The sequence below is a fragment of the Reichenbachiella sp. genome, assembly GCF_039944555.1.
Taxonomy (GTDB): Bacteria; Bacteroidota; Bacteroidia; order Cytophagales; family Cyclobacteriaceae; genus Reichenbachiella.
Map to the genome: position 1 here is coordinate 125,376 of NZ_JBDUYN010000015.1, position 17,089 is coordinate 142,464.

The window sequence follows — 17,089 nt, forward strand, 5'->3', positions numbered from 1 at the left end:
AAATTTAGCTAAGTGAGTTCACAAGAACCTTCGCAAATCAGTCCTTAACAACTATTTAACAATTGATCCTTTAGGCCTCTTCTCCTTTGATTTTGGTAATCAAACCGTTGACATCGTCCAGCAGTCGCTCAGCTTTTTCCTTTGCATCACTGACAATTTTTTCACCTTCGGATTTGGCTTCATTGTTAGTCATTTCCTTCCCATCAATAAATTCTTTGACTAATTCATCTAATTTTTTGCTGTACTTATCTAGTTGATAAGAAAGTTTGTCCCTAGTGTTTTCCCCTTTGTCGGGTGCGTAGAGTATACCCAGAATAGCGCCAGTTGCTGCGCCAGTTAAAAATGCTAAGAAAGAATTTGAATTTTTACTCATGTTATTTATTGTCTAACAGTCCTCGTCCACTTTTTTTAATTTGGCCATTCTTTTGCAAATCTTCCGAAAGTACGTCAAGAAGCCCATTTACGAATTGTTTACTCTTTGGTGTGCTATAAAGTTTCGACAACTCGATATATTCATTAATTGTTACTTTAACAGGAATAGACGCAAAATGAATCATCTCGGCAATGGCCATTTCGAGTATAATCCTATCTGTTAGGGCCACTCGATCTATTTCCCAATTTTTAGATTTTTGATCAATAAGTTTTTCATATTCTTCTTCCTGATCAATGGCTAAATCATATAATTGCTTCAAAAATAATAAATCCTCCTCCCAGTTTTTAGAAAGTTCCATCAATAATGGTTCGCTCTCTTCTGTTTCAATGGATTTGGCAGTTTTTAAAACCATACTTTTTAGAATGGGCTTGTTTTCACTCCATCCAAGGTCTAAAGCTTCAAAGTAGTCATTGATATTTTCATTCTTAAATATGATGGTTTTGTACAATGTCTGCACGAATTCTTGATCATCTTCAAGCGTGGTTTTGGCTAAATTATCATATTCAATGAAGAACTCCTGGGGTTTGAGATATTCCCTATACCAAGCCCTGATCAAATCGGTATCCCATGCCACTTTTTTTCTTATTCGTTCTTCCTCAATCGCTTCGCTACTCTTTAATTTATTGATTACAATATTCTTGGCGAAATTGTCATGTGAGTTATTTTTCTTGCGCTTTTCCTGACTGATTAGCGTCTGAATCTCAACCACTATGTATATAAACTTGATATAGTCATCATAAATAGACGTAATTCCAGTAAGTAATCGCTTCTTGAAGTGATCCTTGTTGGCATTGAGCCTATTTATATAACTCTTTTGTTCCGCCTTGATGATCTTCACAATTTCAGGTTTAATATCGTCTGAGACAGTGTTCAAACCATTGTGAACCAAGGCTTCAAAAGCTAATCCTGTTTGCTCTCGGTCCTTTGCAAGCTCTTCCTTGTCCTGTACTTCCATGGAATTAAGATCAGGGAGAAAATTATCCTGAGCTTCTTGTTTGCAAATGTTGAACTCGGCCTCTCTAGCGGTGTGATAGGCGAATATTGCCTGCATACCTTTAATACGTAAAGAACGTCTATTTAGCATCAAATATAAGTTGTGAGTGACTTAGCCACTCAGGTAATTTAAAGCGGCAATTTATTATTTCCAATCGCTAAAATTCTATTTTCAGCAATTTGAATAGCAGCTGCCTGCGGTGTTGACCCTAACTTGGCACATAGATCGAAGACTTCTAGCGTCGTGTCATATATACGTTCAGTTTGAGACATCACTCTTTCTCTGTTGTAATTTCCTTCGTACTCGTAATAAACATTGGTAATGCCACCACCATTGATTAAGAAATCGGGTGCATATAAAATTCCTTTGTCAACTAGAGCTTTGCCATGAATTTTTTCATCCAGCAATTGATTATTTGCTCCTCCTGCAACAATATCGCAATTGAGGCTTTCAATATTTTTATCGTTCAGTGTTCCTCCAAGCGCACACGGAGCGTAGATGTCGAAATTAGCGTCAAATATATGGTCGGCAGCAATAACTTCTACTGGGAATCGATCTGTTACCTTTTTAATTTTTTCTTCAAAAATATCAGAGATCATAACCTGGGCATTTTCTTTGATCAGATTTTCAATCAGGTAGGTGCCTACATTTCCTGTTCCTTGTACCAAGACTTTTTTCCCCTCCAATTTTTCCGAACCATAAGCTTTTTTAGCTGCTGCCTTCATGCCCATGTACACACCGTAGGCAGTTACCGGCGAGGGATCCCCTGAACCTCCCATAAAACCTGGCAGGCCCGTTACATATGGAGTCTCCATCCGCACATATTCCATATCCTTGGTACTCATATTGACGTCTTCAGCTGTCCAGTACTTGCCTCCTAAGCTATCAACAAACTTCCCAAAACGTCTCATTAGAGCTTCATTTTTCAGTTTTCTTGCATCTCCTATTAGAACAGCCTTACCACCGCCTATATTTAATCCGGCAATCGAGTTTTTCAATGTCATTCCACGAGATAATCTAAGCACATCTGTAAGAGCTTCTTGATCAGACGTATAATGCCACATACGCGTACCGCCCATGGCAGGACCAAGAACGGTGTTGTGTATGGCTATGATGGCCTTAAGCCCTGTAGCCTTGTCATGACAAAAGACTACCTGCTCATGATTCATTTCTTCTATTCCTGAGAACAATGACACTTCCTCTTTTTTGACTGGTTCATTCACCTCTATCATATTTTTGGGTTTATGATTGATAATGTTGTGGGTACTGAAAATAAGCGCAAAGGTAGAATATTTTTAATCACATCAAGAAATTAGGTATTGATTAATTAAAAATTTGAGAGTTCGCAATCCTGGCAATTTTTAATATTATATAATGTCAACTTTCAAAAAACAATGCCGTTTGAACTTTGTATCATTGCATTTTTGAAAACACACAATTGGCCATTCTGAATGAAAGACCTTGCTCATCTTAATAAATATCTATATAAGTATAAGTACCGTCTGATACTAGGTACAGTTTTTATTATCATTTCCAATCTTTTTGGGATCGTGCCGGCCGTTGTAGTTCGTCATTCATTTGATTTGATACAGAGTAGTTTTCAAATTTATAATGGCTTTGAAGGCTTTGTATTACAGAAAGGCACATATGATCTTTTTGCTTCTAGCATTTTGATTTTTGGAGTAGTGATCTTGATTTCAGCAATACTCAAAGGCATATTCATGTTCTTTATGCGTCAGACAATAATTGTAATGTCCAGACTTATCGAATATGATCTAAAGAATGAAATTTATCAACATTATCAAACCCTTTCACTAAGCTTCTATAGAAGAAATAATACAGGGGATTTGATGAACAGAATCTCAGAAGACGTGAGTAGAGTGAGAATGTATGTTGGTCCTGCAATCATGTATGGAATCAACTTGTTCACAATGTTTTTAATCGTCATTCCTTTTATGCTTTCCATCAATGTAGAACTGACTCTATACTCTTTATTGCCACTTCCTTTTTTGTCGTTTAGTATATACTATGTCAACAATATTATAAATAAACGTTCAGAAGAGATTCAGGAAAGTCTTTCAGATTTATCGACATTTGTTCAAGAAGCCTTTTCCGGTATTCGAGTAATAAAGGCGTTTGTTAGGGAGAAGGACTATAATGCCAAGTTTTCTGTAGCGAGCAACGATTATAAGAAAAAATCACTTCGATTGGCTTTTGTTCAGTCGCTCTTTTTCCCGCTGATCATGAGCTTGATTGGATTGAGCGTAATTTTGACAGTATACGTGGGTTCTGTTGGTATTTTGCAGGGAGAACTCAGTACTGGAAACATCGCCGAATTCATAATTTACGTAAATATGTTGACTTGGCCCGTTACAGCTTTGGGTTGGATTACAAGTATTATTCAAAGAGCAGCAGCATCACAAAAACGAGTTAATGAATTTCTTCATACCAACAACGATATTGTTTCAGAAAGGAATATTGAAAAAGAAATATCGGGTGAGCTGGTTTTTGAGAAAGTAGGGTTCACCTATCCTGATGCAGGAATTGAAGCTTTAAGAGACATTTCTTTTGAAGTGAAGGCCGGAGAGTCTATTGCCATCATCGGTACCACTGGTTCGGGTAAAAGCACGATAGCTAATTTGATTTGCAGAATGTACGATCCTACCAATGGGGCGGTAAAAATTGATGGCTTATCAATCAAAGATTTTGCGCTTTCAACTGTCAGAGGAAATATTGGTTATGTGCCTCAGGATGTTTTTCTGTTTTCTGAGACTATAGCAGATAATATTGCTTTCGGCAATCAAAACCTTTCTGATGAACAAATTAGGGAGGCAGCTAATCATGCTGATTTAACTGAGAATATTGATAGGTTCCCAGAAGGGTTTCAAACCATGCTTGGAGAAAGAGGGATTACCCTGTCCGGTGGTCAAAAACAACGTGTGTCAATTGCCAGGGCCATTGTACGTGAACCTAAAATATTAATTATGGATGATTGCTTGTCTGCAGTAGATACTAAGACTGAGAACAGCATTCTCAACAGCATGAAAAAGATTATGGTCGGACGTACCACAATAATTATCTCTCATCGTGTTTCCTCGGCTCAATTAGCTGATAAGATCATTGTGTTGGACGACGGCAGCATAGTGGAACAGGGCTCTCATGATGAGCTAATGAACTTTGACGGTACCTATAAATCTCTCTATGACAAGCAAATACATGGGGAAGAACTCACAAATCCAATTGCTTAAGTCAGATTTTGATCGTTGCTTTTGATTGACTATTCTTACAGTCAAACAATCAATGTTATGCACGTACATTTATTACTTTTTTGCTTTCTAATTTCACTATCTGCTAGATCTCAAGAAACCGTTGTTTATTGTGGTAAGCTTATTGACGGATATTCTGATCGAGTATTGAATGAATACTCAATACTCATCGATGGAGATCGCATAAGTGATGTAGTTAAAGGTTACGTGAAATCAGACGATGATGTCCGGTTGATTGATTTGAGAAATTATACGGTTATGCCGGGCTTTATCGATATGCATGTTCACTTGGAGCATGAAACCGGGAAGAATAAGTACATGAATAAATTTACACAAAACCCTGAAGATAAGGCTTTTGAATCTGTGGTGTACGCTGAGCGAACGCTATTGGCTGGATTTACAACGGTTCGAGATTTGGGCGGAAGCGGTGTAAATATTGCTTTAAGGAATGCCATTAATAAGGGATTAATTGATGGGCCAAGAATATTCACTGCTGGCAAGTCCCTCGGAGTCACAGGTGGACATGCGGATCCAACCAATGGCTATAGTAGAGCATTGATGGGAAACCCTGGGCCAGAAGATGGAGTAGTAAATGGTGTAGAAGATGCCAGGAAAGCCGTTAGGCAGAGATACAAAAACGGGGCAGACTTAATAAAAATCACCGCAACTGGTGGAGTTTTGAGTCTTGCTAAGAGTGGTACGGGGCCACATTTTCAGGAAGATGAAATTAGGGCTGTAGTTGAAACAGCGAAGGATTATGGCTTTCATGTGGCTGCTCATGCCCATGGTGATGATGGCATGCAGCGTGCAGTTCGAGCTGGTGTGACCACTATTGAGCATGGCACATACATGAGTGTAGAAACAATGCAAATGATGAAGGAAAGAAATACTTATTTCATTCCGACTCTGCTAGCTGGTGCTTTTGTTGCAGAAAAGGCCGAAGTTGAAGGATACTATCCGGATATTATAGTGCCCAAAGCAGCTATGGTAGGCCCACAAATCTATGAAACCTATAAAAAGGCTGTAAAATTGGACGTGCCCATTGGCTTCGGAACGGACGCTGGAGTGTTTCTGCATGGGGATAACGGGAAAGAGTTTGAGATAATGGTAAGAGGAGGAATGACTGCTATGCAAGCTATTAAATGTGCAACTTCTGTGAATGCAAGTATTTTGAAGGAAACAGAAAATATTGGAGGTGTTAAAAAGGGCTTATGTGCTGATTTAGTAGCAGTAATTGGTGACCCAACCAAGGACATTAAGCTCTTACAACAAATTCATTTTGTGATGAAGAGCGGGGTGATTTATAAATCAAACAAATAGTTACTTGGCAAACATTTCTACAATTACCGAATTGTCCTGATAGAGCTTTTCCAAGGTGTAATTTTTGAGAGTTAATCCTCTTTCATCAGCTAACAATTTAAGTTTGGACTCTACTTTTCCAGTATTTGGCATGACCAAAGGATGCATAGTTAGTGCTGCACGAAAAGTCGTTTCACCTTCTATTTCTAGGACGTTTAGCCCGGAGGGTATCATCGATATCTCATCATTGAGCAAGACTCCAACAAATCTGCGGCTCTCATACTCACCAAGTGTGTCGTCTTTGTAGTTAACAATTGCAAGTGTACCACTTAGGGACCCGTCATCTATTAGTCCTTTTATTTCCTCGAAAAGGTAATGCTCCTCTTTAGAAGTCAATCGCCCATGAACTTCCTTTCCTGCCAGGCTGTATTTGTTATTTTTTGAGACAGCCGTTTGTATTTTCTTGAATCCGCCGAGATTAAAATATACAGTTAGAAGAATAACGAATAAAGCTGTAAAAGAGACAACCCAGTAAAGATATTTTTTTGTCCGAGTCCTAATAGACATGATCATTAAATTTTTAAAACACAAAGCTAAAGAATATTAACGTTCCGAAGAATTAGAAGAAAATCTGGTTGAATTTGGTAGACTAGTTGCATTTAGTTGTTGCAACATTCAAGTTCTATTATTATGAAGAAAATAATATCGCTCTATCATGTCATATTATTGAATTCAACAATTTCGTTGAGTCAGGGCTCGGGAAATTGTCTGCAGTTTGATGGTGTAAACGATTATATTAAAGTACCGTTTACCCTAGTTAAAAGTAATTCCTCACATACTATTGAAATGTGGGTAAATAGCTCATCAAGTGAAACAGGGGCAATTTATAGCGAAGCAAATACAGTAAGTAATTACAAAGGACAGTTTAGACTTGCTGGCAACGGCAGTGGAAAATTGGTGCTGTATTATGTGCCATCAACAACCATTTTGGTTAACAACGTCACAAGTACTACTACTGTTTTTGATGGTACGTGGCATCATGTTGCCCTGGTAGGCAATGGAAATTCAACCACGTTGTATATCGATGGTGTGGCTGATGCCACTAACTTTGATTATGTGCGTCCAACTAATGCAGAAGCAATTGAAGCTGGGGTTGGTGCACAGGTACAGTGCTGTTACGCTACTGGAAATTTTAGCCAGCCGTTTGGTGGACGCATTGATGAGGTTAGGCTTTGGTCAACAAGCAGACCAATATCTTCAATACGCAGCAATATGACTAAAAAGTTAAGTGGTAACCATTCAAGGCTTGAAGTATATTACCGTTTGGATCAAACTTCTGGGACGGTTGTAACAGATGCCTCCATGTCAACACCATCCATTGATGGGTCACTCACTCATCCTAACTTATCGGCACCTTATGCTTCTTGGGAAACATCTGGGGCTTCATTGGGAGATGAAAGTGCCTATAGTTATTCGGTGACTAGCTCAACTTCACTCAACCTTACTAGCCCTGATGGAGATAATTTTGAGGCTAATGTTACTTCAATTACCTCAACTCCTAATTCAATCCACTTATATAGGGTGGACTCCCCTCCAAATCTTTTAACTCCACCAGGAACTCAAAATCAATTATCCGAAACACATTATTACGGTGTAAAAGTATTTGGAGGAACAGGTGTTGTATATTCTATTGTTTTTAATTACGATGGTCATATTGGTATTACCAACGAAAATACATTGGAACTGGCAAAAAAGAGATGATAATTCTGACCTAACATGGTCACAAGAGATCGCGGTATTGAATACAACTGCGAATACCTTAACGCTGACAGGACAAACAGGTACTGAGTATATACTTGCGACAGGTGGAGACAATCCATTACCCATTGAGTTAATAAGCTTTCAGGCGGAATTATTAAAAGATGAAACCGTCGAACTAACATGGATAACATCCTCAGAAATTAATAACGACTATTTTACCATAGAGCGTTCTGTCGACCGCACATCCTGGGAGATATTTGACAAAGTAAAGGGAGCTGGTAATTCAGAGCAACAAACAAGTTATAGTACAATCGATTCTTTTCCATACAACGGAGTCACATACTATCGTTTAAAGCAAACTGATTTTGATGGACAATATAAATATTTTGATGTAAGGAAGATTGCTTTAGATATTTTGAGAGAATCACACATACGTATCTTTCCCAACCCGGTAGAAAATAAGACTATTTTAAGAGGAAATAATAAGGAGATAGAAAAAATTGAGGTGTATAATGCTTTAGGGCAAGAAGTGACAGGGAATATCGAAATACTTGAAAGGAATAAATCAGAACTACTCCTTGACTTGTCAAACTTAAGACGTGGCATATTTTATGTAAAGACAAAATCAACTATTAATAGAGTGTACAAGAGATAGGGTTAGTACAATGTGGGAATAGGGTAAGTTTCCACATGATTTCAATAGCGGCTATGCATTTTTAAGTAAACATGTTAGTTGACATGATTCAGGAAACCGCTGGCCTACGGCTTCAATTCAACACGTTAAAGCTAGTAGTTCGCAAAATTAAATCATGAAAAATGTATGTGTGTTGAAATTATATTCTTAATTATCCGAAGAAGTTGATAAATTATCTTGTTGTAGCGATATTGCGATCGATTAATTTTCAACACTTATATAGCTAATTTCATGCAACTACAAAAAACTGAATTCAAAAAAAATACTGGAGATGGATATAACTCTAAGATTTATGGGTAAATATCAGAATTATTTGGTAGCTTTTGTATAGCAGTATTTTTTTGAATTTGGATGGTGAACGAAGTTCTTGGTAAACAACTTTCTGATAAAGAAATTTGGGTAAGCTTTAAGTCGGGAGATTTAGACGCTTTCAATTTGATGTTTGACAAATACGCAGACGTGTTGTTTGATTATGGCCGTAATTTGTGTAGTGATCGTCAATTGATAGAGGATTGTATTCAAGACACATTTGTTGAGATATGGTCAAAAAAAGAACGGTTAAGCGATACGGATTCCATTAAGTTTTACCTTTTTAAGGCACTTAGACGAAAAATTTATCGAAGAATTAGAAAGGAATCTAATTTTTTTGTTTCAGATGAAATTAAGTCAGATTTAAATTTTAACCTGCAAGCTTCGCAGGAAGGTGTAATGATAGCCGCTGAATCTGATAGTCAGACGAAAAAAATGCTGGGAGATGCAATCGAAAACCTTTCAGTGCGACAGAAGGAGGCCATTTATTTAAGGTTTTATAGAGAGCTTTCATTCCAGGAAGTGTCTAAAGTGATGGGAATTGGCATGAAGTCAACCTATCGCGTGGTGAGTAAAGCCATCGAGCGGTTACAAGGTGCGTTAGGAGAAACTCTAAAATAAATTTTAAAAAAAATGAGGAGAGTAGGGTGAAAACTCTTGGTCGTAGGCATTAGGTATAGTATAAGTTGCTATAATTACTAATAATATGAAAAAGAAAAACCTGTCCAATCTGACGGATTTCTTGTCTGATGATTCGTTCGTGAATTGGGTTAGATATGGAAATGAGAACACAGCCATTGCTGAAGAATGGGATATATGGCTAGAACAAAATCCAGACAAGCAAGTTCTGGTTAGCGAGGCAAAAAACTACTTAACACTCCTCAATAGCCCTGTAAAACCAATGGATGTTTCGAGTAAGGAGTTGTTGAGATCAAAGATTTTAGGGCAAATTGGCCAAAATCGATCGACCTCTTCTTCTGATGACAAGAACATTAGATCAATGATACCTTGGAATAAAATGGTCTGGTATGCTGCCGCCAGTGTTGTGATTATCGCATCAGTCCTAGCTTTGAGGGTTCTAAATGTGGATACTGATTCCTCTAATGCAAGTCTTATTGTACAATCTAATGCAGCAGGAGATGTAACAAAGATCAGTCTCTCAGATGGAAGCGAAGTATTATTATCTACTTCAAGTACATTGCAGTATCTTGATAATTTTGACAAGACAAAGAGAGAAGTCACATTGATTGGTGAGGCCTTTTTTAACGTTGTGCCGGATCCTAACCGACCATTTATTGTTAGTTCAGGAGAAGTGCTAACAGAAGTGTTAGGGACCAAGTTCAATGTAAAAGCCTATGTCGGGGAGGATATTGAGGTGTCTCTTACTGAAGGAAAAGTAAAAGTTATCGAAAATGACAATAGTGATAATCAATTGGTATTATCTCCATCCGAGCGTGCGATTTTTGCAAAACACAGTTCTACATTTGAAAAAACTCCTTTTGAAGAAGAATATGCAACTGCGTGGATGGATAGAAAAATTGTTTTTCGTGAGGCGGATTTGAATGTGATTAAGAGTCAATTGGAAAAATGGTATGATGTGGAGATTAATTATCTCAATCAGCCAAGTTCTGAGACAAGGCTAAATGCAGAATTCGTTAAGGAGCCTTTTGATAAGGTGCTCAAAACAATCGGTTCAACATTAGGCTTTGATTTTGAGGTTGAAGGAAAAAGAGTCGAGATTGATTTTTTGAGTGAGGAAAACTGAAAATAGGTAGGCACAACTGAAATGTATGCTTAGTTCTCTAAATCTAAAAGTCATATTATTAAGAACGATATTGATCACCGTATTTAGTGTGCTTTTTTTTTACACTTATGCGGAGAGCGCGCAAGAATTTACAAACCCAGAGGATACAATTTCTTTAAGTTTTGATACAACGGTTCTGGGTATATTTGAACAAGTTGAAAGACAGACCAATCTGAAATTTGCGTACAATGCATCGGATATAGACCCGACTCTGGAGTTCGATTTGGAGATTGAAAAAACATGGATGATTAGTGAACTGTTAGATGAAATATCTAGAGTCTCTGAATTGAAATTCTCTAGAATTGACAACTACATTAGTGTTCGAATAAGGGAGTACAAAAAAAAAAGGTAATAGGTAGGATTTTATCTGACGGAGATGACGTACCCTTGGTAGGCGTCAATGTAAGAGTAAATGAAGATGTTCTGCGGGGAACGGTTTCCAATATTAATGGTGAATTCGAAATATTTGCTTTTGAAGATGATACTCTCCATTTTTCGTTTATTGGCTATGATGATGCCCAATACATCGTTGGAAATACTTCGGATATAACATTAGCTATGGAGGAGATTGCGTCTACTTTAAATGAAGTTGTGGTCACGGCGGTTGGTATTAAAAAGAGGAAAAATTATTTGACACATTCATACAATAGGATTGAGGTGAGAGAGGAGGAAAGAAATCATTCCGCAAATGCATTGAACCTATTATCCTCCAAAGTTTCAGGTGTATTCGTCAATGCTACGTCAGGCTCACCAGGTGCGGCTGTTATGTTAAGATTACGAGGGAATTCGTCATTTTTTTCTAATAATGCCCCTTTGATTGTAATTGATGGCTTTCCAGTCGACAATTCAACTACCTCGTTTTCGCATGATTTAGCAGAAGGAGTAGATGCCTCTAATCGCCTCTTAGATATAAATCCTTCAGACATAGATGAAATTGTTGTTCTAAAAGGACCTTCGGCATCTGTGCTGTATGGAACCAGAGCTTCAAATGGAGCAGTCATAATAACAACTAAGCAGGGACATGAAGGACCAACTGTTGTACGCTTTACGACAGGAATAACCTTCGACTCGGTTAATAAGCTTCCCGAATTGCAAAGTGAATTTGCTCAGGGAAGGCCTGTTAATGGTGTATTGAAATGGAGGGGGGCGGATAAGAATGAAAGAAATAGTTGGGGACCTAGAATTTCGAGCCTTGAGTTTGATGGATCGCCCTATCCCTATGACAAAAATGGTAGATTGGTGTCAAAAGGAACGGGAAATGGCGTTCCTGCGCGAGCATATGACAACTTAGGGAAGTTCTTTAAAACTGGCATAACTACTGAAAATCATGTGTCAATTTCAGGAGGGAAAGGGGGTATGGATTATTATTTTTCCGCCAACAGGCTTAATCAGAATGGAGTTATTCCTAGATCGAGTTTTATAAGATCATCACTGAAAGGAACTGTGAACATAAAGATAAATTCTAAAGTAACTGTAGGCTCTTCTTTATATTATTCGAACTCTCAAGCCTACCGGGTTCAAAAGGGATCCAATACTTCAGGGGTAATTCTGGGGTTATTAAGAAACTCTCCAACCTTCGATGTTGGTGATGGTCTCAGGAGTGATGAAGCCTTAAAGAATGAGTCTAGTTTCGTCTTGAACGATGGCACTCAAAGAGCGTACAGACCAAATTCCTATGATAGCCCACTATGGAGCATTGCAAAAAATCCGACGACCGACGAGGTCAACCGGACACTTGGCGGTGCATGGTGGAAGGTTGAATTTACTAAATGGTTGAGTTTTACCTGCAAGGTAGGTATGGATCATTTTAGTGAATCTAGAAACTCCGCATTTGATGTATATTCTAATAAACCTGAGGGAAAAGTTGGTGAAATAATTGATACCTTTTCTCAATATGATCATATTAATTCAGAAAACTTTTTCTCTTTTGATTTCCAGCCAACTAAGGAACTAGAAGTATCAGGGGTACTTGGACATAATTATTTTACGCAACGTGGTACAACTGACATATTAAGAGGTACTGCACTTCGCGTACCTGGTTTCTATGACATAAGCAATGCAGGTAATGTCCAGGCGACAAGTACTGCCCAAACGAGAAAAATTGCAGGTCTTTACACTGACATGAATATCATTTATAAGGAAGCCTTGATTTTGAATTTGTCTGGTAGAAATGATTGGTCTTCAACCTTACCTAAAGACCATTCTTCTTTTTTTTATCCTTCCGTTGGTGTTGCTCTAATTATCTCCAATTTAGTGAAACTGGACAAGATATTTTTCTCCTATTTAAAAATTAGAGGGTCTGCTGGTATTCTTGGTAATGACGCTCCAGCTTTTTCCACAATCAATTATTATGAGCCAACCCGCATATCAGGCGACCCTTTTGTACGAGCATACAGTTTCCCAACTTTCAATGTAACGGCTAGAGAGTTGAGTTCCACCGCTTCGAACCCAGACTTAAGGGCAGAGAAAACTACGAGTTTGGAGATTGGAGTAGACGCAGAGATAGAGAAGCGAGTATCTCTAAATGTGACGCTATATCAGAAAAACTCTGTTGATCAAATCTTGCCAGTACAGGTAACAGGAGTTACCGGATTTACCAGTTGGATAGTTAACTCCGGTGAAATCAGAAATCGCGGGATTGAAATCGATATGGAAGTGGGGCTGATAAAAAAAGAATTATTTTCATGGGTATCACAACTTAATTTTCACAAAAATGATAATAGGGTTCTGCGGTTATATCCAGGCAGTGAAAGTTTTGTTTTGGGAGGAACAATATCCACCCAATCCAGACTTGTTGAAGGAGAGCCATATGGTGTAATTTATGGCAGCAAATTTCAGAGAACTGAATCTGGTAGATTAATTATTGGAGATGGAGGTTATCCACTTGTAGATCAAGAACTAGGTGTCATAGGCAATCCTAATCCTGATTGGTTATTAGGTGTTTCCAACACCCTGAAATATAAAAACCTGTCTCTGAACTTTTTGTTCGACTTCAGACGAGGCGGAGACATATGGAATGGTACACAAGCTGTATTAGATAATTTTGGTGTTTCAAAGAATACAGCTGAATTGAGAAATGTAAGAGGATATATATATGACGGGGTAAGATTGAATAGCGATGGTACCTATTCGGAAAATGACATACCGGTTGACTTTGCAAACCCAGAACTTGGCCTTGGATCATACAGATGGCAACAATATGGATTGGTAGGAGTAGGTGAGGAATATGTTCAGGATGCCTCTTGGATTCGACTCAGGAATGTCAATCTCTCCTATATGATCAGCAAAACGCAGTTTGCAAAAATGCCCTTTGAGTCCGTCACAGTGACGGCCAGTGCCCACAATCTTTTGCTAATTACTAAATACAAGGGTATTGACCCTGAAACTAATTTGTTAGGTGATTCAAATGGCTTTGGATTGGATTTCTTTAATAATCCTAACACTCGTAGTTTTGGCATAAAAATGAATTTCATTTTTTGATAAGGAAATTCCCTATGCCAAAAATCTGGAAATTTTATATCGTATTGAGCTTATTCAATAGTTGTGATTTTGGAGAAGCTAATAGAGACCCAACTAGAGAGACAACAGCACTACTCAGTCAATTATTACCATCTGCACAAACTCAGTTGGCGCACACCCGACTGGCATTGCCAGCAAGAATGATTGGAGCTTTTGTTCAGCAGTTCAGAGGAATAGATGATCAGGTAAGAGATTGGACCAATTATGATGTCAGGGCAATTGATTTTAATGAGTTATGGTCAGAGGGACTATATGCCGGTTCAATGAAAGATTGTAAACTCTTGATAGAAATGGGCATTGAACGCAGAAGGCCCTATTACACAGGTATTGGTCAGGTTTTATTGGCCCAAAATCTGGCTTTGGTGACCAGTTTTTGGGGAGACGCTCCCTTTAGCGAAGCTTTTTCGCTAGACAACCTTTCTCCTAAATATGATCTTCAAAAAGATCTAATAGATACTATTCAGCTTTTGCTGGATGCCGCACTTGTTAACTTTGAAGAAACGGGAGTAGACTTTAGTGATACCCCCCCCAAGGAAGATGATCTAATTTTTAATGGAAATATAGAGCAATGGATAGGGGCAACCTTAGCCCTTAAAGCTAGGTATTATTCATGGCTGAGCAAACGAGATGTTAATTACTATAACAATGTTCTTGATGTCTTATCCAAAAGTGAGTTAGAAGTAAATTGGGAACCTAATTTTGTATTTTCTTCCTCTTTAATTGGCGCGAATCCACTTGCGCTGTTTGGAGGTGGAGGTAGGGCTGGAACGCTGTTTATTCATGAAAATTTCATTAACTTATTGGAAGCGAAAGACGATCCCAGAAAGGACAAATATGTCTATTATGATCCAGTAAACGAGCTATATTCTTTCTATAAAGACGGTGTTAGCGGACCAATATGGGGTAGGAATGATGCTAGCGTTCCGCTCATATCTACAGTAGAACTTAAGTTTATTGAAGCAGAAGCTTGGTTGTTTGTTAATGAGGCCATTGCCGAAACGAGATTCTATGAGGCCATAGAATTGAGTATGGAACAAATGAATTTGAGACCTGAGGAATACTCAGACTACCTTAATCAACATGCTAGTTTCAACGGACTTTCGACTTTCGATTCGAAATTTGAGAGAATAATTAATGAAAAATATATTGCACTTTTCGCTCAAGCAGAACCTGAAATCTGGGTAGATTATAGAAGAACTGGTTATCCAGGGCTTATTCCAGTGAATTCAGATGGGAATGGAGCTAATCCGACTCGGATAGTACCAAGAAGATTCTTATATCCTTCTGAGGAAGCACTTACCAATAGACAAAACCTGGAATCTGCTATCAAAAATCAAGGAAATGGCACTGCACTTTTGGATGATGAGATCTGGCTTTTTGAATAAACTCAAATTTTTTGGCTGAAAACACTGGGGGTCGGGCATTTGACCATACAAAGAACGAAATATTCTATGTATGGATAATAAAAAACTCATAGGCCTAGTTGGTGGGATCTTCATATTTTTATCAATTCTAATCATGCCGACCCCTGAGGGGATGACAATTACTGCACAAAGAGCAGCAGCAATAACTCTCTTAATGGCCGTTTGGTGGATTACTGAGGCCACTTACATTTCAGCTACTGCCTTGGTTCCACTGGTTTTGTTTCCAATGCTTGGTATTCTAAAGGCTAGCCAAACAGCAGGAAATTATGGGCACAACTATGTCTTGATGTTATTAGGTGGTTTTTTTATTGCCAAAGCATTTGAGGTACATCATGTGCACAAAAGGCTGGCTTTACATATAATTCGGAATATTGGAACCAGTAGAAGAAAAATTATCATCAGTTTTATGATAGCCACAGCATTGCTTTCTATGTGGATTGCTAATGTCGCAGTAACATTAATCATGCTTCCAATAGCAATGGCCATAATTTTTCAAGAGCAATCGGATCAGGAAGATGTGCAAAAGAGCAAATTTGGGCTTGCATTACTTTTAGGTATCGCCTATTCGGCGAGTGTTGGGGGAACAGGGAGCTTAATTGGCACCCCCCCAAATATGGTACTTGTAGGTATTATGGAAAAACTCTACCCTCTTGCGCCAGACATTAGCTTCATCAAATGGATGAGTGTAGGTGTACCGCTAATAATTATTTTTCTACCCGTTATTTGGTTTTACCTGACTAGGTATTATCGAGTCAAAGGCACGTTTTCAGGTAGCGGTGATGTTATCAACAAAGAAATAGACAGTTTGGGCATTATGACATCAGCAGAAAAAAGAGTTCTCGCCATTTTCGTACTTACAGGCTTGGGATGGATGTTTAGGAAAGATATTGTTTTGGACAATTTTGTGATTCATGGTTGGGCTAGCTTGCTAGGGGTAAAAGATTTTGTTCATGATGCCACTGTGGCTCTCATTGCGTGTATGATTCTTTTTCTAGTATCTACCGGAAAAAACAATAATGGAAGGTACCCACAGCAAAGAAAGCTTCTTACCTGGAAGGAAGCTGAGTCGGTACCTTGGGGAGTTGTTTTGATCGTCGGCGCTGGTTATTCTATCGCAGAAGCATTTGCTACCACAGGCTTGGCCAGCTGGATAGGTAATGAACTGGCTTTTATTGGTGGTTTACCGCAAATATTACTTCTCCTTATCATTGTTTTTTTAATGATTTTCATAACTGAAATAAATTCGAATACTGCCACTGCGAACATATTCTTGCCTGTATTGGCAACCATGGCGGTGGCTGGAGGAACTAATCCAATGCTTCTTATGATACCGGCTACTATCGCTTGCTCTTTTGCATTCATGCTACCTTCTGGAACAGGCACTAATGCTGTAATTTTTGGAAGTGATATGATTAGCATTAAGGAAATGAGTAGAGCGGGATTTTGGCTAAATCTCATTTGCGTTTTTCTACTCACGCTGGTGATGTACTTCGTTGTAATTCCCTTATTTGATATAAGTTCAACTGTTCCGGACTGGGCCAAATAGTTTACTATTCAAATTTCATTTTTTTGTTTCGATATGGGGT

14 protein-coding genes are annotated in these 17,089 nt (G+C 38.3%); 10 read left to right on the forward strand and 4 right to left on the reverse strand.

Features of this window, described 5'->3' with window-relative positions; translation table 11 throughout:
- Nucleotides 1-70: 70 nt before the first annotated feature.
- From ABJD64_RS22325 to ABJD64_RS22335, 3 genes are all read right to left on the reverse strand, one after another.
- A complete protein-coding gene (locus ABJD64_RS22325; protein ID WP_348181586.1) occupies nucleotides 71-373 on the reverse strand; it encodes a YtxH domain-containing protein in 303 nt (100 codons plus the stop codon).
- A gap of 1 nt (nucleotide 374) precedes the next feature.
- A complete protein-coding gene (nusB, locus tag ABJD64_RS22330; protein WP_348181588.1) occupies nucleotides 375-1,484 on the reverse strand; it encodes a transcription antitermination factor NusB in 1,110 nt (369 codons plus the stop codon).
- Nucleotides 1,485-1,555: 71 nt separating this feature from the next.
- Nucleotides 1,556-2,659, reverse strand: a complete 1,104-nt coding sequence (locus ABJD64_RS22335; RefSeq protein ID WP_348181589.1) for a Glu/Leu/Phe/Val dehydrogenase dimerization domain-containing protein — start codon at nucleotides 2,657-2,659, stop codon at nucleotides 1,556-1,558.
- Between the two features lie 219 nt (nucleotides 2,660-2,878).
- Here ABJD64_RS22335 and ABJD64_RS22340 point away from each other — a divergent pair, with 219 nt between their 5' ends.
- Entirely contained in the window at nucleotides 2,879-4,675 is a 1,797-nt protein-coding gene (locus ABJD64_RS22340; protein ID WP_348181590.1) for an ABC transporter ATP-binding protein, read from the forward strand.
- A gap of 57 nt (nucleotides 4,676-4,732) precedes the next feature.
- Nucleotides 4,733-6,013, forward strand: a complete 1,281-nt coding sequence (locus ABJD64_RS22345; RefSeq protein ID WP_348181591.1) for an amidohydrolase family protein — start codon at nucleotides 4,733-4,735, stop codon at nucleotides 6,011-6,013.
- Here the strand turns inward: ABJD64_RS22345 and ABJD64_RS22350 are convergent, their stop codons facing one another.
- On the reverse strand, nucleotides 6,014-6,559 hold the full coding sequence (locus tag ABJD64_RS22350; RefSeq protein WP_348181592.1) for a hypothetical protein: 546 nt from the start codon (nucleotides 6,557-6,559) through the stop codon (nucleotides 6,014-6,016).
- A 123-nt stretch (nucleotides 6,560-6,682) separates the two neighbouring features.
- On the opposite strand from ABJD64_RS22350, the gene ABJD64_RS22355 reads away from it, so the two are divergent.
- From ABJD64_RS22355 to ABJD64_RS22390, 8 genes are all read left to right on the forward strand, one after another.
- The gene (locus ABJD64_RS22355) at nucleotides 6,683-7,753 is read left to right on the forward strand and encodes a LamG domain-containing protein (protein ID WP_348181593.1); all 1,071 of its coding nucleotides are present in this window, start codon (nucleotides 6,683-6,685) and stop codon (nucleotides 7,751-7,753) included.
- Nucleotides 7,754-7,790: 37 nt separating this feature from the next.
- Nucleotides 7,791-8,408: a T9SS type A sorting domain-containing protein gene (locus ABJD64_RS22360; RefSeq protein WP_348181594.1), complete on the forward strand. Its 618-nt coding sequence runs from the start codon at nucleotides 7,791-7,793 to the stop codon at nucleotides 8,406-8,408.
- A gap of 390 nt (nucleotides 8,409-8,798) precedes the next feature.
- The gene (locus ABJD64_RS22365) at nucleotides 8,799-9,377 is read left to right on the forward strand and encodes a sigma-70 family RNA polymerase sigma factor (RefSeq protein WP_348181595.1); all 579 of its coding nucleotides are present in this window, start codon (nucleotides 8,799-8,801) and stop codon (nucleotides 9,375-9,377) included.
- Nucleotides 9,378-9,462: 85 nt separating this feature from the next.
- On the forward strand, nucleotides 9,463-10,521 hold the full coding sequence (locus tag ABJD64_RS22370) for a FecR domain-containing protein (RefSeq protein WP_348181596.1): 1,059 nt from the start codon (nucleotides 9,463-9,465) through the stop codon (nucleotides 10,519-10,521).
- A gap of 25 nt (nucleotides 10,522-10,546) precedes the next feature.
- Nucleotides 10,547-10,912, forward strand: coding sequence for a hypothetical protein (locus ABJD64_RS22375; protein WP_348181597.1), 366 nt, complete (start codon nucleotides 10,547-10,549; stop codon nucleotides 10,910-10,912).
- 8 nt (nucleotides 10,913-10,920) lie between these two features.
- Nucleotides 10,921-14,040: a SusC/RagA family TonB-linked outer membrane protein gene (locus ABJD64_RS22380; protein ID WP_348181611.1), complete on the forward strand. Its 3,120-nt coding sequence runs from the start codon at nucleotides 10,921-10,923 to the stop codon at nucleotides 14,038-14,040.
- Nucleotides 14,041-14,054: 14 nt separating this feature from the next.
- Nucleotides 14,055-15,464, forward strand: a complete 1,410-nt coding sequence (locus ABJD64_RS22385) for a SusD/RagB family nutrient-binding outer membrane lipoprotein (protein ID WP_348181598.1) — start codon at nucleotides 14,055-14,057, stop codon at nucleotides 15,462-15,464.
- A gap of 70 nt (nucleotides 15,465-15,534) precedes the next feature.
- On the forward strand, nucleotides 15,535-17,049 hold the full coding sequence (locus ABJD64_RS22390) for a DASS family sodium-coupled anion symporter (protein ID WP_348181599.1): 1,515 nt from the start codon (nucleotides 15,535-15,537) through the stop codon (nucleotides 17,047-17,049).
- Nucleotides 17,050-17,089 lie beyond the last annotated feature (40 nt).

Bases quoted from the DNA above. Each gene is read 5' to 3' on its own strand.
- ABJD64_RS22325 (WP_348181586.1), bottom strand. From the start codon at position 373: ATGAGTAAAAATTCAAATTCTTTCTTAGCATTTTTAACTGGCGCAGCA.
- nusB (WP_348181588.1), bottom strand. From the start codon at position 1,484: ATGCAGGCAATATTCGCCTATCACACCGCTAGAGAGGCCGAGTTCAAC.
- ABJD64_RS22335 (WP_348181589.1), bottom strand. From the start codon at position 2,659: ATGATAGAGGTGAATGAACCAGTCAAAAAAGAGGAAGTGTCATTGTTC.
- ABJD64_RS22340 (WP_348181590.1), top strand. From the start codon at position 2,879: ATGAAAGACCTTGCTCATCTTAATAAATATCTATATAAGTATAAGTAC.
- ABJD64_RS22345 (WP_348181591.1), top strand. From the start codon at position 4,733: ATGCACGTACATTTATTACTTTTTTGCTTTCTAATTTCACTATCTGCT.
- ABJD64_RS22350 (WP_348181592.1), bottom strand. From the start codon at position 6,559: ATGTCTATTAGGACTCGGACAAAAAAATATCTTTACTGGGTTGTCTCT.
- ABJD64_RS22355 (WP_348181593.1), top strand. From the start codon at position 6,683: ATGAAGAAAATAATATCGCTCTATCATGTCATATTATTGAATTCAACA.
- ABJD64_RS22365 (WP_348181595.1), top strand. From the start codon at position 8,799: ATGGTGAACGAAGTTCTTGGTAAACAACTTTCTGATAAAGAAATTTGG.
- ABJD64_RS22370 (WP_348181596.1), top strand. From the start codon at position 9,463: ATGAAAAAGAAAAACCTGTCCAATCTGACGGATTTCTTGTCTGATGAT.
- ABJD64_RS22375 (WP_348181597.1), top strand. From the start codon at position 10,547: ATGCTTAGTTCTCTAAATCTAAAAGTCATATTATTAAGAACGATATTG.
- ABJD64_RS22385 (WP_348181598.1), top strand. From the start codon at position 14,055: ATGCCAAAAATCTGGAAATTTTATATCGTATTGAGCTTATTCAATAGT.
- ABJD64_RS22390 (WP_348181599.1), top strand. From the start codon at position 15,535: ATGGATAATAAAAAACTCATAGGCCTAGTTGGTGGGATCTTCATATTT.